This is a genomic window from Halococcus salsus (genome assembly GCF_009900715.1).
Classification (GTDB): Archaea; Halobacteriota; Halobacteria; order Halobacteriales; family Halococcaceae; genus Halococcus; species Halococcus salsus.
Genome location: NZ_JAAAJC010000011.1, coordinates 1 through 25,311 on the forward strand (window position 1 = coordinate 1; position 25,311 = coordinate 25,311).

The window sequence follows — 25,311 nt, forward strand, 5'->3', positions numbered from 1 at the left end:
TGACAGTTCTTAGCAATATACGAGCGTCACTGACCACCAATCGGCAGCTCAAACTGGGAGAAGTCATGGGATGGGCAAGTATCTTAATGAGCCTCTGGATAGGGCTCACGGCGATCACTGACGAGGCTTGGATAGCTGGCGCACTTTTTCCAGTGGGAGCACTAGCATTCGCAATCGGGATGGCTGCCAAGCAGCGGGCCTATGGTTTTCTACTGCTGAACCTCACCGGCCTGTTGCTCGTTTCAGGAGTAGTGGTACTTGGATATCCAGCGGAGGCCAGCCTCCCTCTGCTTATCGTTGCTGGTGGCTTTTTCAATGGGTTAGTCTTGCTTCTGGGGTACATATATCCGGACCTACACGGCGAGCCTGCCAGACCAAACTCGGTATAGATCTTTCCAGAGCGATCGTGCGTCCAACCCAGTCATAAGGCCCTGCAAAGGCCACTCTCTATGTGTGATCTGATAACAAGAGATCAGACGAAGTTGACGCCTGTTCGTGGTATTCGTTGAATAGAGCGATCGTCCACGCTACGAGCTCGGGATTCGTTGGGTCGAAGGAGTCGTATCGACCGTAGCGAGGCCACCATTAGTGGATGTGTTCGTGCCCGATTTAGCCAAAGGTTCAATTCGTCACCACGAGAATGTCGCCAGGAAGGCATGAACCTCCGCCCGAACCGCGTTGATGTAGCAGGTCTTGTTATCGCCATGCTCACCCTGCTGGGCAGCCTTGCGTTCTGGAGTCAACTGCCCTCGCGGGTAGCGATCCACTTCTCGGCGGGTGGTGATCCGAACACGGTGGTTCCGAAAGCGCTCGCGGTGGTACTTCTCCCAGTCATCATGCTGGGGTCGCTCATCGTAATGCGAGCCGCCGCCTACTACGACCCACCGGACGACGGTCGAGTGTTCGTCGTGACCGCTCTCGGGACGATGCTGTTGCTCGCCGCCATCCAGTTTCTCGTCCTCGGATGGAATCTCGGCTATGCAATATCGATGGACGCCGTTCTCGTCGGCGCGGTTGTATGGGCAATCGCGCTCGTCGCTTATTCGTACCATCGCACAGGGACGATTGTCAGGACGTAACCATACCACGCTCTCTGAGATTCAACTCACTCGATCTTGACCATCCTCGGTCAAATGGCTCACCAAGACAGTATGAGTTCAACCAAAACGTGATGACTGCATTCCGACCTGACAACACTTCTGTTCGATTTACGTAAGAAGCGATTGAGTAGAAACGAGAGTCAAATCATGTGTAGAAGCCGCATTTCGGAGTACAGCAACCCGTTGTGAGATCTCATCAGGAGTGTGGCTATCCGACCCGAGAACAAACTGAATTCCCTGCTCGGTGAACACATCAAGCATTCCCGGATCTGGATGCACACGCCCGAGCGAGCGTAGGGCACGCCCAGCGTTAACTTCCGGGACGACTTTCGAGCCATCGAGCGCACTCGCAACGCGCTCGTAATCAATTCGAGTCGTGTGTCGGCGCAACGCAGGAATCCGCTCTGGGAGGTCGAGATGACCGAGAACGTCGAACAAACCGGACTCGACTAGTGAAACGACAGCATCATAGTATCGCTTGACGGCAGCACGACACTCTGGTTCGTCAGCAGCATCATACTGGCTCCCACTCGTATAGTCGTATTCTCCTGCAAAGTGGACACTACCGATAGTGTACGCGAAATCAGCTGTTTCAAGGAATGTCTCGATTCGAGGTTCAGTCCCCTCGGCATAACTCACTTCGGCAGCATCGTATAGCCGCAGATCGGTTGTCTTTCGCTGTCTGTTGATGTCCGCACGGCGCTGTTCGTACGTCTCGACGAGATCGTAGCGTGCCCGCCGACCAAAGTCGTCGTCAGTAACGATGCAGTGGTCCGTGAGTCCGAGCGCGGTCAAGTCTGCTTGTTCGGCTGCCACGACCATCGCACCAAGATCAGACCCATCCGAGTAGGTTGTGTGGGTATGAATATCGGTATTCATCGGTTCTCCGTCGTCCCGCTCACGTCATAGAGCCGTTGCCCATTCATTTTCGGAACGGCGTCCCGAGTATCAAACGCTAATGCGTACTCATAGAGGTCTGTGCGCTTGATCTGTGGTTTCGTCTCGTACTTTGGCCCCTTGCTGAACTTGACTATCTCTCGATATATTTCACGCTGCTCGTCAGTAAGAGGATTGTCGTGAAGGTGGCGGGCGACATACAACGCGCCGACGACATCTTCAGGGGAGGGCTTACCTTTTGAGCCTGCTGCAACGAAGTACGTCTCTTTGCTACTTCCTCTGAGATGCTCGGCGACTGCCTTCCCGTTAGTTAGTCCAGCAACATATATATCGACGTCATCACTAGCGGCTGATCGGATATCAGTGATTACGTTACCCCCATTAGTGGAGGTCATGGCTGTCGGCCGTCCAGCAACATCGATGCTCTGGACGAAACTTGGTGAATTGAAGAAGTCGTACCCTTCTTCTCCCCGGTAATTCGGGCCGGAACTGCCCCCGATCTTCGCATCTGGGTAGGTCGCTTTGAACGATGGCTCGTTGCCCCGTTCTTCTGTGATATAAATGTACTCTGCGCCATTAGCGAACAATTCAGGGACTGTCGTCGAAAATTGGGCGACATCGACGACGACGTAATTCCCTGGGAGTGGGTCGTCGGGGATCATTCCGCGCCCAGGAATCATTTGCTCCAAGACTTCCGACTCGAATGCACTGTCCGTAGCCAAGCTCATAATAGCACCTCAGGCGTTCGAGGTAAAAAGAACGCTAAGAGCCGTATTTATTAGTTTTGTGAGGTACAGCTTACTCCGTATCTTATTGAGCGCTACCTACATCATCTGAGAACGGAACGCAGAGTCGAAACGGTTCCCGGATCCTCTAGTTGCGGTATCGCTAGAGGAAGGTAGCAATTCCAACAACGACAACTAAAGAACCAATAAGAAATCCTACGTCGATGAACCGGACCCGCACACCTTCTAATTGAAGTTCTGCGCTTTTGTCGTCGTGGAGAGAGTGTGAGAAGCCACGAGCTTCCATGGCTTCCACAGTAACGCGGCTTCGCTTAGCGACGTTGAAGATCATCGGATAGAAAGCACGCATCGACAGTTTGAGCAGATAGAGATAATACCGCCATCGAAACCGACCTGGCGAGTCGGGAGCTGAACTTCGTAGTCTGAATGAGTTGACGAGGTCATGATATTCTTCGAACAATACTGGCAACATTCGGTACCCATAGGTAATGAGGAAAGTGAATTGGCGCGGAACCCCGAGACTTTGAAGTCCTTGTGAGAGTGTCTTCGGTCCCATGCTTGAGAACACCGCTAAACTTGACACCGAGATGATTGTCAGCTTTAACGTGAATGGGATCAACGCCTGAACGGCCGCGATCGGGTCTCCTGTAAAAGCCGTTACGAGAGCGTACGATACCAGTGTCGAGGCTATCGTGAAAGCCATCAGCCCGACGAGGAAGACGCTCACTCGTGATAGGACTGCAAGCACCGACACGAACACCAGTAGCCCGAGGAGAACTGTGGTATCGTAGAACAGCCAAGGGATGAAGAGAAAAGCTGCGTACCAGAGGAGCAGAACTCGTGGATCAAGCCGATGGAGAAACGAGCCCTCGTTTTCGTACGCCGTGCGTAGGAGATCAGTTTTGATCGCCTCGACCGACGTAGCATCACGCAAACTGTCCAGCGGCGTCACCATTTTTCCTCCCCGATGATCCTTGTCTCTGTCGACGCTGAAGCCCCCTCAAGACGGTTAGCGAAGGCATCGACAGTCAGCGGTGGCAAGTCAGATCCGAGTTCTGCCCCTAATCGGACTACCTGTGGTGGTTGGAGATTCGCTTGCTCAAGTGGACCGAGGTTGGCGAACACGTCGGCTGGCGGTCCATCGCTGATAATGTCGCCATCGTTGAGGACGACGACCCGAGTTGCCCACGATGCCGCAAGCTCAAGGTCGTGAGTTGCGACTACGACAGTCTCAACCCTTTTACCAGCCCGATCAAGGGTACGATTGAGTTCCTCTCTACTGGCAAGATCAAGACTCCCGGTGGGTTCGTCAAGTAAGACTATCGAGGGATCCGTCGCCAGACCGATCGCTAACGACGCACGCCGCTGCTGTCCAACACTGAGCAGTCGGCCATCTCTTGCTTGCAGGGACTCCAAGTCGAGAAATTCAATGACGTCATCCACCCGTTCGTCAGCGTCGGGGTAACCCCTATCGGACAGGTAATGGGCTACATCGGCACGAACGCTGTCCGCAATGAACATCTCCTCTGGATTCTGTTTGACGTAGGCGATTTCTTCCGCTAACTGTTCGGGCAGTACGGTGTCAGTATTTGTTCCGTTGACAACAATACTTCCCGAATCGGGTGTTTCTAGCCCGGTTATCAGCTGCAGAAGTGTCGATTTTCCGGCTCCGTTACTGCCAACAAGTGCAACTCGGTCATTAGGGTACAATCCCAACGATATCCGGTCGAGAACCGTTTTAGTCCCATTTTGCAGTGTCTCGTATGAATGTGAGACATTGTTAATAGAGATCGTGGGGTCGTCTCGTCGTCGTGTCTGTTCTCCTTTATCAGTCCGATCTCTACTATTGATCTCCGAGTTGCCAAACCAATCAATACCATCTGCAAATGTTACTGGAAGTGTATTATCATCAGTGGAAACACGCTCTGCAATGCGAGTGACCTGCGGTGGATGTACGTCCTGTGCTCGGAGGTCTCCCAACTGATTGAGTGCTGCCTCAACCGGCAGCTTCCAACTAACGGCTCCGTCTTCCACCAGTACGACGCTGTCACAGTACTCGGCGACAAACTCCGTCTGATGCTCGATCGTGACAACAGTCTTCCCGTATACTTCATTGAGACGAGCGAGGTGTTCGTAAGTTTTACGAGCGTTAATTGGATCGAGCTGCGCGGCTGGTTCGTCAACGACGAGAATCTCAGGGTCCAAGGATAATGCTGCTGCCAGCGCTACTATGTGTTTCTGCCCTCCGGATAACTCCCAGATGAATCTATCTTCGAGTCCATCGAGACCGAGAAGGTCTATTGTTTTGTGGGTTTTTTCGCGGTAATCGTCGTGTCCGTAGTTCATCGGCGCGAAAGCCACTTCTTCGAACACCGTTGGACTGACGAGTTGGTTATCGAACTCCTGAAAAACATACCCCACATGTTGTGATAGTGCCGAGACGGAACTCGTGGGAACATCGTGTCCAGCAACGGTAACTCGTCCTCGAATATCCCCCTCGTAAAAATGGGGTATGAGTCCGTTGAATGATTTACAGAGTGTTGTCTTTCCTGATCCGTTGCCACCGATGATAGCAACGAACTCACCAGGGTCAATAGAGAGGTCAGCCCCGGATAGCACCTCGTCGTCGGTTCCTGGATACCGAAAATGCAGGTCCTCAACGACGATACGGGAGTTGTGTGTGGACTCCATTTTTAGGCGGATTGCGTTGTCCGGTACCAGATAGCAACAATAACGACCACGGCGACGACGATAGGGATAATAATGTAGCTCTGTCCGTACGTTGCGAGGAATTCCGGTTCCCAGACGATGTTGATAGCACCGCCAACTTCGCTGGCGGCCTCAGCCACGAAAGCCACTGGAGCCCCGACAACGATTGCTAATAGTGCCGTGAGCGAGAACCCTCTCCACATCGAAGCCCCTCGCTCGCCTTCGAATGGTTCCATACCAAGCAAGGGTTCGATCTTCCCGTGTAGCCGAGGGTAGAGGTAGAGGGCCGGGATAACTCCAAAAATGATACCTGTTATAAGCATCTGAACGAGGAAATCGACACCCTCGAGGACAACGATGCTCTCAGGGAGTCCGGGCACCGCCTCTAACTCTTCAACGCCAACATACACTTTGCCGATGTCGATCAACGTCGCAAAGAATTCCTCAAGTCCCTCGGCGAGGAACACCACGATCACCAGCTGCGTGGTGTTTTCTGGATCCTGTAGTAGTTGAGCTGCAAAGTAATAACAGACCGAAATCAGCAACAGACCTTCTACGGCTCCCAGACCGTCGAACTCGCCGAGCAATATCTCACCGAACACGATTTCGCCAACTGGAACAGCCAAAGCAGCCCAGTACGTTCGGAATAGTAGGACCAATACGATCGGTATAAAGATAAATCCACCTACACCGAGTTCGAGTGGCCCAACTGCGAACTCTGGCATTATTTCCGTGATTGCGTTCTGTAATCCTGTGAGAGACATGACAAGAATGAACACTATCATGTCCTGTTTTCCCAGCGAGAATCTACTTCCCGTACCCGTTGATGTACTCATGCTACAGAACGTCAACTAACAAGCACCTACTTGAATGGTTATAATAGCTGTACCGGCCAGTATGGGGGTCTCAACTAATCACAATAGGAATACGAACCTTCTGTAGTAGCTGTAATATGGAGCAGGAGTTACCTCACGGTGTGGATTGCTACAGACTCATTCTTTTTAGGGGAACGAGAGGCAAAACCCGTAACCATCCATATGAGAGCAATAGACCCATATCTAGCAAAAGGAGGCGCTTGAACACCTGGTAGCCGCTATAGCGGATTCATCTGTTAGGAAACTATCCGCTACCGTCTGATCCGAGAGTCGATGACCTTGTTTTGCTGGGCCGACCACTCCTCGTCTGGGTGAGTTCTGACGTACTCAGCCCACTGCTTGACGAATTCGTGTCGCTCGGCAACGTTCTTGCGCTGTTGTTCTCTAAGCTCGTCTAAGTTCGTCATAGGCGTCAGTCACCTCCAGTTCGGTAACGTATGTTTGTAGGCGGTCTTCATCAAGCTGTTCCTCAAACACCTGATAGAGATGCAGTGTGCCCTCAAAGTCGCGCTGGCGAGCGAGGTTCTGGTCGGTGGTACTCACCCGGCAGTAGAGAGCAGTCTTCTCCGACATTGGCGTACTTTCTGCCACCCCTGTATTCGACTTATAGCTGCCCCACTTCCCGCCAGTCTAGTGGGAAACTATAGCTTCCTGCCAGTCCTTTCGAGCAGGCGTTTCCCCAATCTGTAGTGAGGCGTCTGTCCCTCTACATTGTTCGGCGACTCCTTTTTACTCCACCAACACGTATTGTATCTATAATTCAGTGGACTGAATTGGAAACGACCTGGTCCCTCGGCAAAGGTGAGGTTCGACTCCTCACTAAGGCCATCAATTCCGCGAGAGCGAGGGGCAGGTCGTGGAGGTGCTCAATGGAGTAATGCGAGAGATCGGTATCGGTTTGATCACGAGCATTGCTCTTTCCGGACTACCTTGTGTGGTTGCGGTCGCAGTCGGTGCAGCGGCAGTCGGCCTTTCTCTCGCGGTTGACGCAAAGAAACATCTATCCTAATCCGACTATGTCACTGGGTATCTGCAGATGCTGAATCTCCAATGTACTGGACACGGGGTTGCTTGGGTGGTTCCCAGCCAAGCTTACGGCGTAATTTCCACCAGCAGGTTGGATACTCTCGTTGAATAGTTAGAGTACCATCGTTGATACAGAAGTATACTTTCCCAGAGCGAGGTCCATGACCGTCACATGCGACCGTATACTCAACCTCATAACAACCATCCTCTGTAAATCGACGACGGTCATAATACAACGTAGCTATATCCTGCTCGTACACGGTGTTTTCAACGTAGATATCGTGACGTTCACCCTCTGATCCAATGAATCCAGACGTCCGTTCCTCTTTGATCATAAGTGGTGTCTCTGCCACCTTCGATATTTCACTTGCATCTGGATCGTATCGCCAATTGGTGAGTGTGAAAGAGAGGTAAACATCCTTAGCAGGCGCATGACCGGCATTATGCAAGGTGAGTTTGCCTGAGATACTGACACCGTCACCGTCAGAGTCTACAATGGGATCGTGTGTGTCAGGTTGCGCATCTAAAATTAAAGCCGGACTTTTATAGTATCTCTGATGAATGACTATTCCTGTCCCGACAATGGTTGCCAGTCCGCCGGCCTCGGGACTGAAGATAAGTGAACCTAGCCAACCAAAGAATAGACTCAACTGATGAATCACAGTTTCAATGAATGACAAGACAAGACTGAAGATATCGATCATATCGGATGGCTCAGGTAGATAGTACAAACGACGCGTTCACTAGGGTTGGTTCTTCGGGCGTCACATGCCTGTCTTCTTCGAGTTGAGCTAGTTCTCGGTCTTGCTCACGTCGGAGGTTCTCAAGATTTCGGCGTGCGTTCCCAATGGGGGCACTCATATCCGCTCCTTCCTCGGCACGCCGCTGGTAGGTTTCGAGCCGTTCCTCCCACGTGCCGATTCGCTCGCTGAAGTGCTGCTCTGCGTGTTGGCGCTTGATCGTGACCTCACGCTCGCGTTCGTCGCGTGCTTCTTGGGCGAAGCCTTGGACCTGCCTCCACGCTTCGTCGTCAGCAATCTGGTGAAGTGACGATGCTGCTCTCGCTAGTTGCTGAATCGTCGATGGTTCTACTACCTCCGGCGAAAGTGTCGACTCGATAGTGGGGGTGTCAGTTGTGACAGTACCATCTTCGGTCACATACAACTGGATGAATTTCTCGGTGACGGCTTCGCCCGAACCCGCGACATATCCGACACGGAAGTTGAACAGAATACCGGGCGACACATCGTCGGTCGTCGTCTTTGCCCCGACGTTACCCGCTATTTGCTTACCGCCGAGGCAGTAGTCGATGACTGCCTGAACGAGTGGATGGTCAAGCGCTATGAACGATACCTCGTCGTGCTCCATCGCCACATCCCTCGTGAACGTTGCGTGTTCGTACTGCTGGTCGACCCGTTCGCCGGTCAGAACCCTCGGCACGTCGAGCTGGAAAATGTCGCCACCGGCCCTCGCTGGCCCCGGACGAACACCTCTGATGTCCCCTCCAAACACGTCGAAGAACTCGCGGACGAGCATCTCGATATCTGTCTCGCTCACCTCTCCCTCCCGACTCCGCTCGATCACGTCGAGGATCTCGCGATCTTCCTCCGAGAGATCAAATCGGTCCCGGATCAGGAAATCCCCCTCGACGGTCTCGAGAGCCTCCTTACGCTCGTTGATCGCACGGTCGATATCGGCGATGACCTCTTCGGTCGGTGTATCGGCCCCGATCGCCGCCATGATCTGCCCATCGAGGTCGATATTCTCCAGAACCCGACCGAGCACGTCCGAACGCATTCCGAGGTCCTCTTCGATCTGGTCGAGTTTCTCGATCAGGAGATTCAAGATCTCGCTCTCGCGCGTGTCTTTGAAGAACAAGTTGCGGATCTCGACCGTTCGGTCCTGCCCATAGCGATGGAGCCGCCCCATTCGCTGGTCGATACGGATAGGATTCCACGGCAGGTCGTAGTTGACCATGATATGGGCGAACTGGAGATTGAGCCCCTCGCGGGCGGCATCCGTGGCGAGCAGGATGTTCGCCTCGTTCTCGAACTTCTCCTGTTCACGTCGACGGCGGTCCTGGCTGAGGTCACCGTAGATCTGGGCGACGTCACGATCCTCGAAGATGGTATCTCGGAGGTATTCGAGCGTGTCCGTGTACTCGGTAAAGACAAGGACTTTCTCGTCTGGATCGCCAGCGAGAACCCCCTCAACGTACTCCTGAAGGAGACGAGCTTTCGAGTCAGTCGTAATGTCCTTTGCCTGTTGCCAAAGGCGTCTCACACGTTCGAGCTCCTCTTTGATCTGTTCTCGATTCAGGGTGATCGTCACCGTCTCCAACTCGGTTTCGACACGGGAGCGCTCGGCGTCGGTGAGCGTCTCGGGTTCGGTACTGTAGCGTGGAATGAGACCCTGAACGTCGTCTGAAAGGTCCTCGGCGACTGCATCGTTTTGGATGGCGCGCATCCGGTTTTCGAGTGACTTCCGGATGGCGTAGATACTCGATACCAGCCGTTTCTGGTAGATGACCATCGTGAACCCTGCCGTGTGATTTTCCTCCTGCTGAGCGAGGTTGTAGTACTCCCGAATATACTCGGTGACGTCGTCGTAGAGACGACGTTCTTCGGGTGTCATCTTCACAGGGAGCGCCTCAATGTTCTTCTCGGGGAACATTCGCGTACCGTCCATCTCGTACATTCCATCCTTCAGACGACGGATCATCAGGTCGTCGAGAGCGTCGGGCGTGATCTGGCTCTCGTGGGAGAATCGGTAGGGATCGAGGAGTCCAATGAGAAAGAAGAACTGGTCGGATTTGCCCTTGTGTGGCGTGCCGGTGAGGAGGATCAGTGCATCAGAGTTATGGGCCACTGCCTCGCCGACCATGAACCGCTGCGTTCGCTCGACTGACTCGTCACTGCCGCGTCGAGCGGTCAAGTGGTGGGCCTCGTCGAAAACCGCTGCGTCCCAGCCTTCTTCGAGGTTCTGGAGGGCTTCGAGCACGTCGTCTTGCTTGGCGAAATCGATCGACGTGATAATGAGGTCCTCTTGGAGCCATACGTTCTGGTTCGGATGGGAGCGACGGTAGGTCCGGACGGTGTCGCGGTCGTAGATAACGAAGTTTCGGTCGAACTTCTCGCGCATCTCTTCTTGCCACTGCACCGTGAGCGGCGCTGGCGCAACGATGAGAACGCGGTCAGCCCGACCACGGGCGATGAGCTCCTCAATGACGATACCGGCCTCGATGGTCTTACCGAGACCGACCTCGTCGCCAATGAGATACCGGTGGTCGTAGGAGTTCAGGATCTCGTAGGCGGCTTGGACCTGGTAGGGTTCGATCTCGATGCGGTTGTTCGTTAGCGAGAGAAAACGGTCGTAGCGGTAGGCCAAGTCGAGACGGGTTGCTCGTTCACGGAGATCGACGTGAACTGGGTCGTCGATCTGCTTTGCTACAAGACGGTCGACCACCGAATCGACTTTCTCGATATGGGGAAGTCCACTCGGGAGTTTGCGGAGCTGCCCATCGGTTGTGTAGACGTGGAGCAGGTCACCCCCACCGTCGCGCTCTTCGATACGGGTAATCTCACCCTCGCCACCCGCGAACGTGACGTGGTCTTCGACCTCGAACCCGGAGTCAGTCATCGCCGACTGCCTCTTCAACGATCTCGATCTCCTCGTCAGTCAGGCCGTAGAGTTCGTAGACAATCTGGTCGATGAGATCGTCGGTCTTCTCGATCTTCGCGTTGAGTTCGGCGGCGCGTTCCTTGACGTCAAGATAGCGCTCTAACCCACCCTCGACGTCGGCGAGTTTCGGGAGGGTCAACGCTTCGAGCCTATCTAGCGGCGAGATGGACTTGGTGGCCGTCTCGCGAAAGCCCGCGAAGCCACCCGCCTCGTCCGCCGCGTGGGGCACGAACGCCTCGACCAGCCCGCGCTCAGCCTCGGAGAGCCCAACAAATTCCATCGCGGCCTGGGGCTCGGTCTCCGTGTACCCCCAGCGGTCCGTCTCGTGTGCGTCGGGATCGTCGGGTTTGTACCGCGCCGTCGCCCGCACCACGAGTTTCGAGCTCTCGCTCGTGACGCTCACCGACCCGATCCGGAGGCTCTCGTGGTCGGCGGCGGTCGCAGTGAGTATCGAGTCCACGAGGCCCGCCGGCGGTTGGTAGCGCTCGCCGAGGGGCTCGCCGTCCGCGTAGTTGCCGAGGTGGTCGGGGAGGGAGAGATTGAGTGCATCCAATTCTTCTCTTAGTTGAATTGCGTTTTTACCAAGCTCTTCCAATTTTTCGTCTTCAGCGGCCGCTTTGTCGATAGGTATTTTCTCTACATGCACAGCTCTAAATTCCTGATAGCCACCTCGTAAACCAGATAATTCGAACTGGATCCAAAAATAAGCGAGAGTAGAATTAAGAACCCCGAGTAAAGCATGGTTCTCTAATGGTATGGCATATAACTTATCATTTATGTAATTGCTATTGGTATCGAGTGTGAAATTTGGTCCTTTCGATATTACTGGGTAGATTATCTTAGAACGCTCCAGTTCCTCGTAGTAATCGCAAGGTCGCAGTTCCCACCAGAATTCGCCTCTGTCATATCGACTCCTCGCGTCCGCTTGAAATTCTGAAAGGTGGTCTGATATCTGTGGATATTCGGATTGGAACCATTCCCAAGCTTCTTCTTCATTCTGTTTACCGGATTGTTGTTTTGTCCATCCGGATGGAACACGGATCAAGTATCGATCGTTATACTCGGTCCGGAATTTGTGTACGTCTTCACCTTTGAGAAGGGGGTATACATGTTCAGAACTCTCATCAAGTTGGTGTGTATTTTGGCCGTTGAGAATGAATGCGTCATTTAATCCAGTGAGTATTCCACGATAAAGCGGCACATCAACATATTCAGATAAGGAAATAGCTTCGCGTTCTATGTCACCAACAACCTTTGATATTTGTGGATTCTGTAGCCTCCACTTCTCACTAGATATCGAGTTCTGAAGAACCTCATATCTGGATTGCTTCACTACATTCGAGAGATCACTGAACTTTAAAGATTCGATATTAGCGACGGATATCGCGTGATTCGAGGGTGGCTGGTTTTTGCTCAACAGGAGAATAAGTGGATATGCACTTACAGATCTGGTGAAAACAGGGAGTGAGTGAAAGTCCACAACCTGTGAAATTGTAGTATCTTCCGCCAACATTCCTCTGAGATGTCTGCCGTATTCAGCATGGACAAATTTATTGGAAACTATGAATCCGAGACTTCGTCCGGACCTCAATGCGTCTCTTCCAGCTTCGATAAAATACGTGTAGAGATCAGCCGCACTGTGGTATGCCTCGTACCGTTCTGATAAATAATCCTTTGTGGTAGCTAATTGCTCTTGTCGTACGTACGGCGGATTCCCGACCACCGCATCAAACCCAGGATTCGCCCTATCGGAGCCATCGACTTCGTAGAACGCCTCGGGGAATTCGAGCTTCCAGTGGAGGAAGTCGTGCTCTGTGGCCAGTGCCTGGGCGCTTTGGAACCAGTCAGTTTCCTCAACGGCGGCCCACTCGTCCGCGGAATCGAGCGCCCGCGCCATGCGTTCGTAGGCCCCACTGGGGAGGTCGAGGCTGAAATCCTCGGCAGTCTCGACGTTCGCCATCGCTACGAGTCGTGTTCTGAGGTCGTCGCGTTCGATCTCGCGGTAGCGCCGTTCCATTTCCTTCACGTCCGCGAGGTCGGTGTTCTCGATCGCGATGAACTCCTCATACACGTCCATCAGGTGGTCGATGGTGCCCCTGCGAACGGCACCGAAGTCGGCCAGCGAGGTGTTCGGGCCGTCGCTCGCGTCAGTGTCGAGTTCGTCGATCTCCTCGATGTCCGACCCCACGAGCGAGTTCCCGGTCTTCAGGTGGTGATCGAGAAACGCGAGCGGCTGTTCGGCTGCCAGCGTCCGAAGCCAGAGCGAGACCTTCGCCAACTCGACGGCGAGCGGGTTCACGTCCACCCCGTAGATACATTGCTGGGCGACCTGACGACGGGCCCAGTTGATGTCTCGACTCTCGCCAACGGTCTCGACACCCTGCTGTTCGGCTTGACGCTCCTGTGCGTCGATAATCTCGCGAGCGAGATAGTCGATGGTGTTCGTCAGGAAGTGCCCGCTCCCCATCGCCGGATCGAGGATCTTGAGGTCGAACACCCGCTCGGCGAACTCCGCTGCGAATCCCGATTCATCCTCCGTATCGAACCCAATCAGGTCTTCTCGAATGTCCTCAACCAGCGGGCCGAGGGTGTTCTCGACGATGTATTCCACTACGTATTCCGGCGTGTAGTACGAGCCAGTTGCCTTGCGCTCGCCCGCGTCCGTTGTCAGGTACACTTCGCCCGACTCAACGACCACCTCGTCACCCTCCTCGGCAGGCGCGTACTCGCCATTGTCCAACGTGAGCGGGCCATCGGCCACGTTGAGTTGGTATTCGAGCAATCCCTCGTAGATACTCCCAAGGTGGCGGACGTCAAGCGAGGAATAATCCACGAACGTCTTCCGATCGCTTCGCGTTCGGCTCCGAGTCAGGAGCTCGATGACCTGCGCGAGGTACTCGTCACCGACGACGTGCGAGGCCAGAAACCGGGTCTCCGGACTGTCGTTCTCACCCGGATTCGTCCGGAACAACCCGCCGTTGTACGCCGGGACGTAGAAGTCTTCTCGGGGAATGCCCCGCGATTCGCTTCCCCGGTCAATGAGCTGGAACAGCCCGTCGATCTGATTCCAGAGTTCGTTCTGCCAGCTCTGGTACTCCGGCCGGTCACTGTCAAGTTCCTCGGCGACCTCCTGCTTGATCGTATTCAGGCTGTACGAGTCCCGATAGATCTCGTTGTCAGTATCGAGGAGGTCTCGACCTTCGCTCTCGGCGTACAACACGAAAATGAGCCGATAGAGGTAGATAAGCGAGCTATCGTGGATCAGGTCTAAGTCCTCGGCACCGAGGTTGTTTTCGGGATACTGCAGAAATCCCTCGGCGAGCGACTGGATCGCATCGTAGATGTTGTCCTGGAGGTCGGCCCCGAGTTCCTCGGCGAAGACGTTGCTTCCCTCGTACACATCGTTGAGGAAACAGTCACCGCTCGCGTCCGGCAGAAACGCCTCGTGGCGGAAGAACAGATAGAAGTATTTGAACGCCTCCAAGTCTCCGGTTTCGAGGATCGTCGGGAGGTCAACCTCGTAGTACGAATCGAGACGGTGGCTGGTCGGGCCGTAGTACAGTCGCCAGTACTCGCCGTTCGTGAGAACCGCCCACGTCGTCGGTGTCTCTTGGAGATAAACGTGAATCTGGTAGCTCGGGTTCTCGAAGTCCCGCTGTCGGCTCCCTCGTGTATCGAGTTTTCGCCCCCAGCGCTTCGCATCGGCGACAGCGACAGCGTTCCCGTAGAAATCGCCACCCTCCTTCCGTCGCCGGAACGCATTGCCGGCTGCTTCCTCCGAAGTGAAAAAGCCGTAGTCCGGTCGTCGGTCGCCTTTCTCGACGCTCTCTTCGACTTCGAAGGGAATACCCAACTGTCTGAACATCGGACGGATGAACTTCTCTTCGAGTTGGGACTCGTTTCGGTCGGGAGCCAAGTCACGCTCGCGCTCCCAGAGTGCAGCGATGTCGTCGTACGCCTCTTGAATCTCGGATTCCGAAACCGACGCCCAGTCATCGGTTTCGGGGAGATGCTCGTCGAGGTAGTGGTTCGAGAACAGATCGCGATTCGTCCGGAATTCAGTTGTGTCCTGCATTGGGAGTTATTCGGCGGGAGTGACGATGAGAAACCGTTCTGTGTCTTTGCTGTCGATGACGGCGTGGGCGATATCTTTTGACTCTGCAATATCGAGATTTACCAAGCTATCAGTGGTGAGCCCGAGTTGGTTCAGTTCGCGCCCGGAGACATTGATTCGACCGGATTCCCCAGAGTTGTGCCCAACCTTTTTCTGAACCATATTGTTACTGTCATTATTGAGCGTCTGTTTATAGTCTTTTCCTAGATGAAGCAGAATACCATCGTACTGTCGGGCCTCATTTGGGGGAGTGTTTATGCGTGAGTCACTACAGCATGGATGATAACGTATGAAAGCAGACACTCTCACTTTGAGGGATATATTCCAGAAAGAAACCAGATACGTGGTCCCGACTTTTCAGCGTCCGTACGTTTGGAACGAAGAGGAGCACTGGCAACTCCTCTGGGACGATCTGCACCAAGTGGTCGAAGAGTTCCTAGCTGAGATGGGTGAAGCAACTATCGATAATCTCGGGTTCGACGGACCTGAACAATCCCCACACTTCTTGGGTGCAATAGTACTCGAGCAGCGCTCGACTTCCACAAGCACTCTCGACACCCGAGAGGTTATCGATGGGCAGCAACGGCTCACGACGCTACAGATCCTTCTCTCCGCCGCGAGAGATGTAGCACTCGATGAGGGGCTTTCCCAGGAGGCATCCATGCTGCGCAGCCTCATATACAACAACAGGAACCTGATCCGCGAAGAAGAACACCAGTTCAAAGTCTGGCCGATAGAGCCGGATCGGGATGCCTTTCGAGCAGTGATGCGGGAAACAGACGAGGGAGATGACTCTCGCAAAACAGAGCAAGAGCACAAGATAGCAGAGTGTTATCGGTACTTTGTCGATGAGGTGCGTGATTGGTCACAGGAGAGTCAGTATTCTCCAAAGAAGTGCATTAGTGCGCTCACAACCGCACTGTGGGGATTGGTCCGGGTTGTGGTGATTGATTTAGAAACGTTGGATGATTCGCAAGTCATATTTGAAACACTCAATGCCAGAGGGACACCTCTATTGGCAGGAGACCTAGTCAAGAATTTCCTCCTCCGGCAGGCCGACCATGACGGCCTATCGGCTGACGAACTTCACCAAAAGTATTGGGAGCAGTTCGACGAAGACGAGTGGAGAGAAGAGGTCGTTCAGGGACGTCTGGAACGCCCACGGATCGACGTTTTTCTCACCTACTGGCTCACTATGCGGACTGCGAGCCGAGTTCGTGCTAAGAAGCTTTTTCCAACCTTCCAGAACTATCTGAAGACGACTGATAATTCGGTGGAGGATGTGCTCATAGATATCGACCACTACGCTCGTGTCTATGAGACATTCTCCGCTCCTTACTCAGATGACCGTGAGGGCGTGTTTTTCAAACGACTTGACGTCTTGGACACTACGACGCCGATCCCGGTCCTCCTCTGGTTGTATGGAGACGAGTCGATTCCACCCAGGCAACGTCGGACCGCCGTCGAAGCGATAGAGAGCTGGCTCGTACGGCGGATGCTCTGTCGTGTTACAACCAAGAACTACAATAGAATCTTCTTAGAGCTACTTTCTGACCTCCAGGACAGCGAGCCAGACAATGTAGCTTCCACCGTCATAGAGTTCTTCAAGGACAAAGAAGGGGCAAGCGAATACTGGCCCACAGACGAGGAAGTTCGGCAAACGATGGTCGAGAAGCCATACTGGAGTCGCATTAATCAACGACGGCTAAGAATGGTCTTCAGAGCATTTGAGAGGGAGCTGCGAGACACAGGATATAGCGAAGGACTAGAGATCTCGCAGAAGCTCCATATCGAACATATCCTCCCTCGTGAATGGGCCCATCACTGGGACTTGCCAGGAGTGGATCCTGAAGAAGTTGAGCGGATCGAGCGCGATGAAATGAAGCATACAGTCGGGAACCTAACAATCCTTACTGAGAAGCTGAACCCCACCATCTCGAACGCTGCGTGGGATACAAAGCGGGAAGCTATCGACGACCACTCAGTTTTATTACTCAACCGGCGACTCGTCGACCGATGGCACGACAATTGGGACGAGAACACTATTGCGGAGCGAGGGAGATGGCTTTCGGAACTCGCCGTAGGTATCTGGCCAGGACCAACGTCTGATCACTGGCGATAAGCTTCTGCGTTATTCGAGAGAGTTAGTCTGCCGGATACGCTTACTCTGCTGGTAGAATTGTTGACGAACGCCGCGCTCCCGTCACGAACCCTCTGACAGTCAAGCGTCCGAACGAACGCGAAAAAAGAGCTACTCTACGGTCCGGGGTCGGCCCCAGCTCCCACCTGCGTTGTGAAGCGAGTCGACCAATGAGTGAATGATAGGTTCCAGATCCGATGTTGGAGAGTCAACTTGTACGGCAGGTAGCCGTGCAATATCACTGCTAACGCCGCCCATTGAACCTGCACCCATTGCATCTCTCATACCTCCGACAGAGGCGCCCCGTGCCCCGACTAGACTAATGAAACAGTAGAACGGGTATGCGCATTCTTGCTGAGTGAGAAATTCGATGAAGGTTGGAAATGCGGTTTCAAGACAGTTTTCAACATGACCAGATGAGATCAGTGGATTTCCGCCATCTGGGTTGTTATATGAGGTTGCAGTCAAGGCTTCAATCACACCAGATCTAAATGTTTGGGTAATGGTTGCAAATGTGTTGGGAGGGTTCGTGGCCATTCTACCATGGAGGTATCCATTCTCGGTATAGCGACCTTCCCCGATGTGTCTTCGATCAGCGGCAAGTAGCACTGGCCGCGTATTATTGTCTGGCTGAAGGCCTTGGGAGGCAGCAGCCGGATCAAGTGTTCCTTCTACGGAGAAGGCATTGCTCGGAACAACGTGAAGCACTACTTTGGGTTGGGGGGCCAAAGGGAGTGCGAGATCGTCAGCTTGAATCGCAGCGAGCCTATCATCTCGGAACTCTTGGGCGCGTTCAACCACTAAGTCTCCCTGAAGTATTGCCCGGCGTATAGCTCCAGTATCAAGTTCTGATTTCCCCCCGGAACTCCGTTCGTAGAACCTATTCTTGACTGTCTCTCGGTGAGGAGATCGCCAACTTCTCTGAACTCGCATCACCAGAATTGAGCCCGTTTTCGAGGGGGAATGTTCAGCTACGTACTCCTCATAGTCCTCAGTCACCTGGACTTCCTCAATCTCAATTAGATGCTGTGGGATTTCGGGGTCGGTGTTTCGCTTGATGATGTCGACCCATCTCAGAATGGTTTCATCTACGTCCTCGTAATGAGTGGGCCAAAACCCTGAGGCGGTACGTTCCTCGTCAGCCATCCCGATGACCATATCACCGCCAGAGGCGTTAGCAAACGATACCACTTCCCCCACAGTCGTCTGCTTATGACCGCTATTGTCTGGATTTTGTTCTCGTTTAAACTCTAACTCTTTCCCCTCTGGGTACCCGTCCTCGATTGCGGTAACTAAGGTATCCATGGAAAGATTCTGCCAATTATCCAATAGCATGAGAGATGGGTCGTCTTGGAGGTTCATCATATTACCGCCAAACAATCTGTTCGGTATATTGGGGCTATGTGTCGTTGCGTTCAGCTTAATCGGCGAAAGCAATTTGTGTGCCTGCACAATTATTATATATTATGTCGGGAAATTCTCAACCGACAGGGGTCAGTCCGCTGTACGCGACTACAACTACTATCAAATTTCCAAATAGCGACGGCCACGGAACTGGCTTTTACTATAATCATGGCGACAGAACATATCTAATCACTAACCAGCATGTTTTGAGAGATATCGATGAAAATGGGGATGTAGTCCATAATCCCGAATCGGTACGAATTTTCGTCAGAAATTTCCCAGATATAACTCAGCTATCGTACATAGATATTGACCTTTCTGATGGTATGGGCAGCGATTGGTATCGGCATCCCAGCGACACGGATGTGGATGTAGCAGTAGTTCCGACAGACTGGAACCTGACTGCGCTTTACGGTGGAGATCCACAAACAGGCAGTCTCGCATTTTCCAGAGAGCACTTCATATCTGATCCTGGTAGGATTAGCGGTGGAGATACAGCGCGAATAGCATGTTACCCAGGAATATTTGTCGGCACAAATATGGGCCTTCCAGTTCTTCGAAATGCCCTCATCGCGAGCCCATATGGCGTGAACTTTGACGGATCACGTCTTTTCGTCACTGATGCCCGGATGCACCCGGGCACAAGTGGGAGCCCTGTTCTTGCATCGCCAGAATCTATGATGCAATCTCAAAACAGAATTACAGTGGGTGGTCCGCGAACCGCGCTGCTTGGAGTGCACTCCGCGACATTCAAACAAGAAGCGGTTGACCCTGGAGAAGAGTGGTTAGACCTCAATGTAGCATGGTATGCAGAAGTCATACCTGAGATTATCGACAGCATCTAACTCGCCTATTTGTCCTACTGGTCGAATGTATAACGGGCGTAGGTGATGAAAACCGTATCCGCGTTCCCACCGGGGTCGATGTGTAGAACACTGTCCCCGCGCTGCGAGACGCCATTGAGCGTGACTTCATCGTTCACAGCCCCCTCCTGATAGAATCGGGTTTCGTTCGCGTCGGCGTCTATCTCTATTCGGAGCTTCGTCGCCTTTCGAGCATTGGGGAGAGTGGCGGGTACGCTGTCGATTTGGCCGTTCACGTACTGACCGTTCTGGAGGTCGAGATAGGGGCCGCGCTCGGGCTGTTGAAGTCCGTTCCAGCCGACGAGGGCTGCGTCGTTGAGCGGTCCCTGATTGTCCGTTCCGTAGATAACTTCGACGATGGTGGTCCCCAGTAGGCCGTAGTCGAGCGGGTTCCCCTTCTGAGAGATGACGCCGAGATCCATTTCTCCCTCAATATTCGGCCCGGCGTGAGACGCAAGCCCGTACTGGTGGTAGATTCTCCGTTGCGCGTCGAGCAAGCCGAGAGACGGCCGACCCGACCATACTCTCGTTATTCCGGACACCGCCGGCAAGCGTTGAGGAAAGCGCGCCACCACGCGCGTGGAGGTTCGACAATGCGCCGCGGTCGGCATCCGAACTCGGGAGGAACGAAGCAGCGGCACCGGCGAGGCCACCGGCGGCCTTCCCAACGATTCCTTGCTTCCCCTGCGCCCCCTGTGCGAATCCTTGACCAAGCGCCTGTCCGGCGTTGATCCCCTTCTGGAGCATTCCTCCGATTATGGGGATATCAGAGACGTTGATATTTTTCAACGCCCGAAGAGTGCTGAGGAACGCGTCTGCGGGGTGAAGTATCGCGTTGAATGCTGCGGCCGCAGGCCCAGAGGAAAGCGCACCGCCGATAATCGGGATATCACTCACCGAGAAATTCGATAGTCCCGAGAGGGCTGCCCGGAACGTATCGACGGGGTTGAGAACCGCGTTGAGGCCGCTCATCACGGCGTCCGTCCCGCCAGCCAAGTCGAACAGCCATGCCGCTATTCCGAGGCCGGGTCGGTGGAGACGAAAGACACGCAACGAGCGGAGACAGCCTGCAGTGAGGCGCGATATAGCGGAACCCGTTTTTGAACTTTGATTCACAGACCAACATAAGAGGGCAACGATTACGGATAGGTGTCTCTTAAGTCGGACATGCCTCGGATTTGGGACAAAGCAATTGAAGACGAGCTGCATTTGAAAGTTGACGAGACATGGTGGGAACTAACTGAAAGAAGTACTACGCCAGAGAGCGATCGAACAGAGTTGATTGCGCGCATCAAATCTTCGGAGGAGTCCATCAACGGAAATGGCTCACTTGATAGTATACTTGACAATTTGGATCAGGTTATTGAAACCGCAAACAGGATTTACAAAAACTACCATTTAAATGAGATTGTCGATGTTTACCGGTGTTTGAGACATGATGCAGATGAAGCTCGTGATCTGAAATCGGACGCACATACGGAACTTTCGTCCCACTATGATTTCGACTTAAAAGATTTAAAGAAGATGATTCAGTCAGAGAATTTAGACATCAAAGCAAACGATGTCCACAGCCGAGTCTGTGAAGTGATATCTAATGAATCCGAACGTCCAGCGAAAGAAGAATTGGACCTTGACCAGATCAGTTCGGACTTGGCTATGGTTCGCTCTAAGATTGCATCTGAAGCGGCAATCGAAAAATACGTTCGAAGTCTTGTACACGATCTTCGGGGGTATATGCATGGAGTGGATTCTCTGAATGATGATTTGCTTCAAAATACAATAAAAAACATACAAGCAGAGTTGCTAATGTCTGGTTGGGATAGAAAAGCCCTGCAAAAATTGCTGCAGCGATTCTCCACAGAGGATGCATCCACAGCTGAAGACCGAGTTGATAGGTTTTGTGACGGGATTCTGGAGAAAGGGGACAAAGAAACCCTCTACATCCCGATGCCGAACTTACCCTCAACCTGGATGGGAGAACAAGTAGGTGCCGTCAAATTCCACTCAGTTGATTCCGAATCACTCGATATAGAGAACCGAATGGGAGATAGGGAGAGCTTCAACAAAGCTGATTTTGAAGCAATCGCGGAAACAACCGTGGAAGGGCCAGTAACTACTATTAAAACGCAGAAGGCTAAGGAGAACATTTCTCGTTCGTTGGATGTTATCAATTTTGGAAGTGACGAGTCTATCGTACAGTCTCCTTTCTATGAGCCGTCAGTCACATACTACCGACTCAACGGTGATGATGAATTCGAGTTCATGAGCATGGGCTGGACGCGGCGGTACAAATTGGGACGACATGGCCATCCAGAAGCAAGCGTCAAGTCAAAGAAAGAAGTGTTTAGATCGTATCTGAATCACGACACAGATACTGTATTAGGGAGCAACTTTGAGGACGCGATACGGTGGCGGAGGTTTGGGATGCAGAGCCCAGAGCCGGAGCAACAGTTTCTGAACACCATCATTAGTCTTGAGTGCTTGTTAGCCCCTCACAAAAACGATGGGAAATACCAAGTGTCCGAGCGGGCATCAAAGCTTCTTCCTATTGCGGGAGAAAGCGAGAAGTCGTACAAGGACAAGTTCGTTTCGGCATATGACATCAGGAATCGAATCGTACACGATGGTGCACGCAATATTCCTGAACTGGAACGACATCTGAAACAATTGAAAGAAGACACTGGAATCATTTTGCAAAAGACCGCAGAGCACCTTGACGTATCCAGCAACTTGGAGAACCTGATTGATAGCGTAGAGAGTGAGTACCGGAGAAAGAAGAAGGAAATTGAGAAAAGCTCGCCCTTTATGCTAGGGAGAGAAATAGTAACCTCCGGCGCACTGATCGAGTCCGGCGACCACCGGCATGGTAGAGTTGATATGACCACCCAACTAGTAGAGGATGGACGCTTTGCGTATTACGAAGCCAAGATCAAAGGGTTCGAAGCAGAATCTCCGCTCAACTTCACAATCAATGAAATATTCTCGATCAGGTTTACCTACGACGGCCAGACTTACTATGCAGACCCAGTTTGGTTTCCCAACAGAGAGATACCCCAGGTGAGGAATGCTAGTGATAAAGAGAATGTTCTGGTTAGGTGGGAAAACATGGAATCGCTTAGTAAGGCAGAATCGATTAAGCGCCGTCTGAGGGAACGTTGCAATTTGATACGTCGTCAAGCCGAGAGTGTAGCCCCGCAATGGGCTGTAGGAAGCATGAAGTCAGCGCTCAGTTGGGGGTCTAAGACTAAGCGATGGATTGGTACAAGTAATAACTGACAGAGATGTTTATGTCGATTATTCTACTGTCGAAAAGGTACTCCTTTCCAACTATCCCAGCCACTTCAACTCAGCTTAGCCACTCTACAACACTTACGTCTTATACTTTGTTTGCTACCTACACTGGGTAGAGTGTGCACACGGTTCAAAATTGATTGGTCCGCGACTTCGGGAGCGGCTCCGGTAGACTCGGGGACTAGTCGTTGATTTGGATCATGTTATTGCAGTGCGTACAAGGGATTTGATCCGTCGAATCCGAATCGTCGTATTCTGTTTCCTCTCCACAGTTATCGCAGGTGATCGTTGCCATGCCATCTATCTTCGTTCTGCCGTTTCATGAGGATTCCGCGCGCCTGTGCGACCATGTGCCCGCACGTTCGGGACGGCTGTAAGCACTACAACAGTAGAGATAGAAGCAACAACACGGGGGTCACGTATCAGTTGCCACACGCTGCCGATCATTCTCGCGAGTTCTACCCACACCATCAACAGTACTCTCATAGGTAGGTCGGCACCTGTATCTTACCAAACAGCAGAACACAAGCATTCGTTAGGCGTTAGGTAAGATACGAAAAGACGTGCGGCTCACTCACCAGTAAGACGAACCTCGTGAATCTTCGCGTGATCGAGTGCTTCGAATAGTGTTTCACCCATCCACTCGCACTCGGTACATTCGTAACGCGGCATACCAGAGTCTATACTTCATCGCGGTCGGTGTACGTATAGCGTCGTGTGATTACCTCGTTCTCGAACTCATGGAAGTCAGCAAATCCAAACCGGACCTGCTCGCCATGTTGCTTCCCAGTGAACGAACCCCGGACCGCCGCGGTGAGGTCCTCAACGATCACACTGTGAATCTCATGGCTGCCATCTTCAAGCGGGCGACCCGATTCGTAGAATTCCCTGAGCGCATCCCGTCCTTCGATAGGAGGCTGTCCTGGCCGCTCGTAGCGAATATCTTCAGCAAAGAGTCTCACAAGGTCATCATAGCGAGCTGCGTCCACGAGCTCATAATACGTCCGTACTACCGACTCCGGAGTAGTGGTCGCCATGGATGGAAATACTGGCTGGAGTTGCTTAAACTGCCGTGAAGAGTATCATTGAACAACGTTTACATCCAAAAGTAGAACAGAGACATTAGTACCTCTCAAAATCCCGTGTACTGGGAACCCTTTATTCTCAAACGGATTGTTCGATCCGCGGCTAACATGATAGAGATCTGGTTGTGAATGTGTTCGATGGCACTCTCCCCAGACTTCTTATTCGATGACGCAACCATCGGTCCCATGCATCCCCAGGACCAGTTACTCCTTGCTGAGGCACTCATCGTATTCGCTGGTGATGCCCGCGATATCTCCCCGCGCCAGCGCCGTGCGTGGGAGCTCGCTGACCAGTTGCTCGCCGAGGCGAACATCTCGCACGAAGCGCTCGTCACCCAAGTCGATGACGAGTGGTCGGGACCCGACCGCGATTAGAGCGACTCGCAGGCTACACCGTTGTCGTCACCATCGAGACCCGATGGGTCGCTCGGGTCGTCCTCAAGGACCTGCTGGGCGGCTTCCTGGGAGTCGAAGTCCGAGCAGTCGTAGGGGTCGCTCGCATCGCCGCTTGGGGTAGGCGTCTCGACACCACCATCACCGCCGGACCCGGATTCCGGTTCCGGGGTCGGGGTAGGCGTTGCGGTCTCCTCGGCGTCAAAGTCCCAGAGGCCGACATCGTTCGAGCGTGCCTCCTCTTCGGTGCTGTCGAAGTCCTCGCGCAGCGAGAACGAGGAGTCGTAGACACGGGCGTAGCCCTGGTCGAGGAGTTGCTGGTTGAAGTTGGTCTCACCCACGTAGATGTACGCGAGCAGACGGCCGAAGCTTCCGCGACGGTCACCCTCGTCATCAGTCACCACACGCACGGTCTCGCCCTCAAGTTCCTCGGTAGCATACTCACTGGCCTGCTGACCCCAGTTGTAGAGGTGGTCCCGCGCGGCGTCCGTCTCCGGGATCCCCTCGTACTCCTCGGGTGAGACATCGCCGAGAGACGTCTCGGGCGTGTCAACACCGATGAAGCGGATAGTGTCAGTCTCGCCGTCCTCGAACTCGACTTCGAGGGTGTCGCCATCGATCACGCGGGTGACCGTCGCCTGGCGGGCGTCACCCGAGACTCCCTCGGGAACCGAGACACTGGGTTCTGGTGTCTCGGTCGCAGTGGGTGTGGGCGTCGGAGTAGGCGTTGCAGTCGACGTAGGGGTCGGCGTAGGAGTAGGTGTTGGAGTAGCCGTAGGCGTTGGTGTCGGCGTAGGGGTAGGTGTTGCAGTCGGTGTCGACGTGGCTGTTGGAGTGGCCGTTGGGGTAGCAGTAGTGGTCGCCGTCGCGGTCTGTGTTCGGGTCTGAGTCTGAGTCGCTGTTGAGGTAGTCGTCGCCGTTGCCGTCGGGGTAGCGGTTTGGGTTGCGGTTACCGTCGCAGTCATCGTCTCTGTCGATGCAGTCGTT

The 25,311-nt window shown here is 53.4% G+C and carries 21 protein-coding genes; 6 read left to right on the plus strand and 15 right to left on the minus strand.

Translation table 11 applies throughout. From position 1 onward, the window contains the following. A partial coding sequence (locus GT355_RS15970) for a hypothetical protein (protein ID WP_205250461.1) occupies positions 1–389 on the plus strand: 389 nt, incomplete at its 5' end. Between the two features lie 267 nt (positions 390–656). Further along, a complete protein-coding gene (locus tag GT355_RS15975) occupies positions 657–1,079 on the plus strand; it encodes a DUF1648 domain-containing protein (protein WP_160135547.1) in 423 nt (140 codons plus the stop codon). 129 nt (positions 1,080–1,208) lie between these two features. On the opposite strand, the gene GT355_RS15980 is transcribed toward GT355_RS15975, so the two are convergent. From GT355_RS15980 to GT355_RS16025, 10 genes are all read right to left on the minus strand, one after another. Beyond that, complete coding sequence (locus GT355_RS15980; protein ID WP_160135548.1) at positions 1,209–1,979, minus strand: PHP domain-containing protein; 771 nt, start codon at positions 1,977–1,979, stop codon at positions 1,209–1,211. Then, positions 1,976–2,725 (minus strand): 2-phosphosulfolactate phosphatase, encoded by a 750-nt coding sequence (locus tag GT355_RS15985; RefSeq protein WP_160135549.1) that lies wholly within the window; start codon positions 2,723–2,725, stop codon positions 1,976–1,978. The genes GT355_RS15980 and GT355_RS15985 overlap by 4 nt, the downstream gene beginning before the upstream one ends. 160 nt (positions 2,726–2,885) lie before the next feature. Then, the gene (locus tag GT355_RS15990) at positions 2,886–3,695 is read right to left on the minus strand and encodes an energy-coupling factor transporter transmembrane component T family protein (protein ID WP_160135579.1); all 810 of its coding nucleotides are present in this window, start codon (positions 3,693–3,695) and stop codon (positions 2,886–2,888) included. Further along, the gene (locus GT355_RS15995) at positions 3,692–5,434 is read right to left on the minus strand and encodes an ABC transporter ATP-binding protein (RefSeq protein WP_160135550.1); all 1,743 of its coding nucleotides are present in this window, start codon (positions 5,432–5,434) and stop codon (positions 3,692–3,694) included. The genes GT355_RS15990 and GT355_RS15995 overlap by 4 nt, the downstream gene beginning before the upstream one ends. A 2-nt stretch (positions 5,435–5,436) precedes the next feature. Beyond that, positions 5,437–6,288 (minus strand): DUF8171 family membrane protein, encoded by an 852-nt coding sequence (locus GT355_RS16000; RefSeq protein ID WP_160135551.1) that lies wholly within the window; start codon positions 6,286–6,288, stop codon positions 5,437–5,439. A 290-nt stretch (positions 6,289–6,578) separates the two neighbouring features. Beyond that, positions 6,579–6,734, minus strand: coding sequence for a DUF8150 family protein (locus GT355_RS16005; protein WP_160135552.1), 156 nt, complete (start codon positions 6,732–6,734; stop codon positions 6,579–6,581). Positions 6,735–7,346: 612 nt separating this feature from the next. Beyond that, positions 7,347–8,057 carry a hypothetical protein gene (locus tag GT355_RS16010; RefSeq protein WP_160135553.1) on the minus strand — a complete coding sequence of 237 codons (711 nt, stop codon included), beginning with the start codon at positions 8,055–8,057 and terminating at the stop codon, positions 7,347–7,349. A 10-nt stretch (positions 8,058–8,067) separates the two neighbouring features. Beyond that, complete coding sequence (locus tag GT355_RS16015) at positions 8,068–10,992, minus strand: DEAD/DEAH box helicase (RefSeq protein WP_160135554.1); 2,925 nt, start codon at positions 10,990–10,992, stop codon at positions 8,068–8,070. After that, positions 10,985–15,109 carry an Eco57I restriction-modification methylase domain-containing protein gene (locus GT355_RS16020; protein ID WP_160135555.1) on the minus strand — a complete coding sequence of 1,375 codons (4,125 nt, stop codon included), beginning with the start codon at positions 15,107–15,109 and terminating at the stop codon, positions 10,985–10,987. Before GT355_RS16020 ends, GT355_RS16015 begins: the two co-directional genes overlap by 8 nt. Positions 15,110–15,115: 6 nt before the next feature. After that, a complete protein-coding gene (locus tag GT355_RS16025; RefSeq protein ID WP_160135556.1) occupies positions 15,116–15,310 on the minus strand; it encodes a hypothetical protein in 195 nt (64 codons plus the stop codon). 127 nt (positions 15,311–15,437) lie between these two features. Here GT355_RS16025 and GT355_RS16030 point away from each other — a divergent pair, with 127 nt between their 5' ends. Next, the gene (locus tag GT355_RS16030; protein WP_160135557.1) at positions 15,438–17,270 is read left to right on the plus strand and encodes a DUF262 domain-containing protein; all 1,833 of its coding nucleotides are present in this window, start codon (positions 15,438–15,440) and stop codon (positions 17,268–17,270) included. 129 nt (positions 17,271–17,399) lie between these two features. Here GT355_RS16030 and GT355_RS16035 read toward each other — a convergent pair whose 3' ends face one another. After that, the gene (locus tag GT355_RS16035) at positions 17,400–18,650 is read right to left on the minus strand and encodes an AlbA family DNA-binding domain-containing protein (RefSeq protein ID WP_160135558.1); all 1,251 of its coding nucleotides are present in this window, start codon (positions 18,648–18,650) and stop codon (positions 17,400–17,402) included. 104 nt (positions 18,651–18,754) lie between these two features. On the opposite strand from GT355_RS16035, the gene GT355_RS16040 reads away from it, so the two are divergent. Further along, complete coding sequence (locus GT355_RS16040; protein ID WP_160135559.1) at positions 18,755–19,537, plus strand: S1 family peptidase; 783 nt, start codon at positions 18,755–18,757, stop codon at positions 19,535–19,537. 14 nt (positions 19,538–19,551) lie between these two features. Here GT355_RS16040 and GT355_RS16045 read toward each other — a convergent pair whose 3' ends face one another. After that, a complete protein-coding gene (locus GT355_RS16045) occupies positions 19,552–19,977 on the minus strand; it encodes a hypothetical protein (RefSeq protein ID WP_160135560.1) in 426 nt (141 codons plus the stop codon). 7 nt (positions 19,978–19,984) lie between these two features. After that, positions 19,985–20,527 (minus strand): hypothetical protein, encoded by a 543-nt coding sequence (locus tag GT355_RS16050; protein WP_160135561.1) that lies wholly within the window; start codon positions 20,525–20,527, stop codon positions 19,985–19,987. Between the two features lie 195 nt (positions 20,528–20,722). Between GT355_RS16050 and GT355_RS16055 the strand changes: the two genes are divergently transcribed. Further along, the gene (locus GT355_RS16055; RefSeq protein WP_160135562.1) at positions 20,723–22,831 is read left to right on the plus strand and encodes a HEPN domain-containing protein; all 2,109 of its coding nucleotides are present in this window, start codon (positions 20,723–20,725) and stop codon (positions 22,829–22,831) included. A gap of 695 nt (positions 22,832–23,526) precedes the next feature. Here the strand turns inward: GT355_RS16055 and GT355_RS16060 are convergent. Further along, the gene (locus GT355_RS16060) at positions 23,527–23,883 is read right to left on the minus strand and encodes a nuclear transport factor 2 family protein (protein WP_160135563.1); all 357 of its coding nucleotides are present in this window, start codon (positions 23,881–23,883) and stop codon (positions 23,527–23,529) included. A gap of 234 nt (positions 23,884–24,117) precedes the next feature. Between GT355_RS16060 and GT355_RS16065 the strand changes: the two genes are divergently transcribed. Continuing rightward, the gene (locus GT355_RS16065) at positions 24,118–24,306 is read left to right on the plus strand and encodes a hypothetical protein (protein WP_160135564.1); all 189 of its coding nucleotides are present in this window, start codon (positions 24,118–24,120) and stop codon (positions 24,304–24,306) included. On the opposite strand, the gene GT355_RS16070 is transcribed toward GT355_RS16065, so the two are convergent. Continuing rightward, a complete protein-coding gene (locus GT355_RS16070; protein ID WP_160135565.1) occupies positions 24,303–24,947 on the minus strand; it encodes a thermonuclease family protein in 645 nt (214 codons plus the stop codon). The genes GT355_RS16065 and GT355_RS16070 overlap by 4 nt on opposite strands. Between the last annotated feature and the right edge of the window lie 364 nt (positions 24,948–25,311).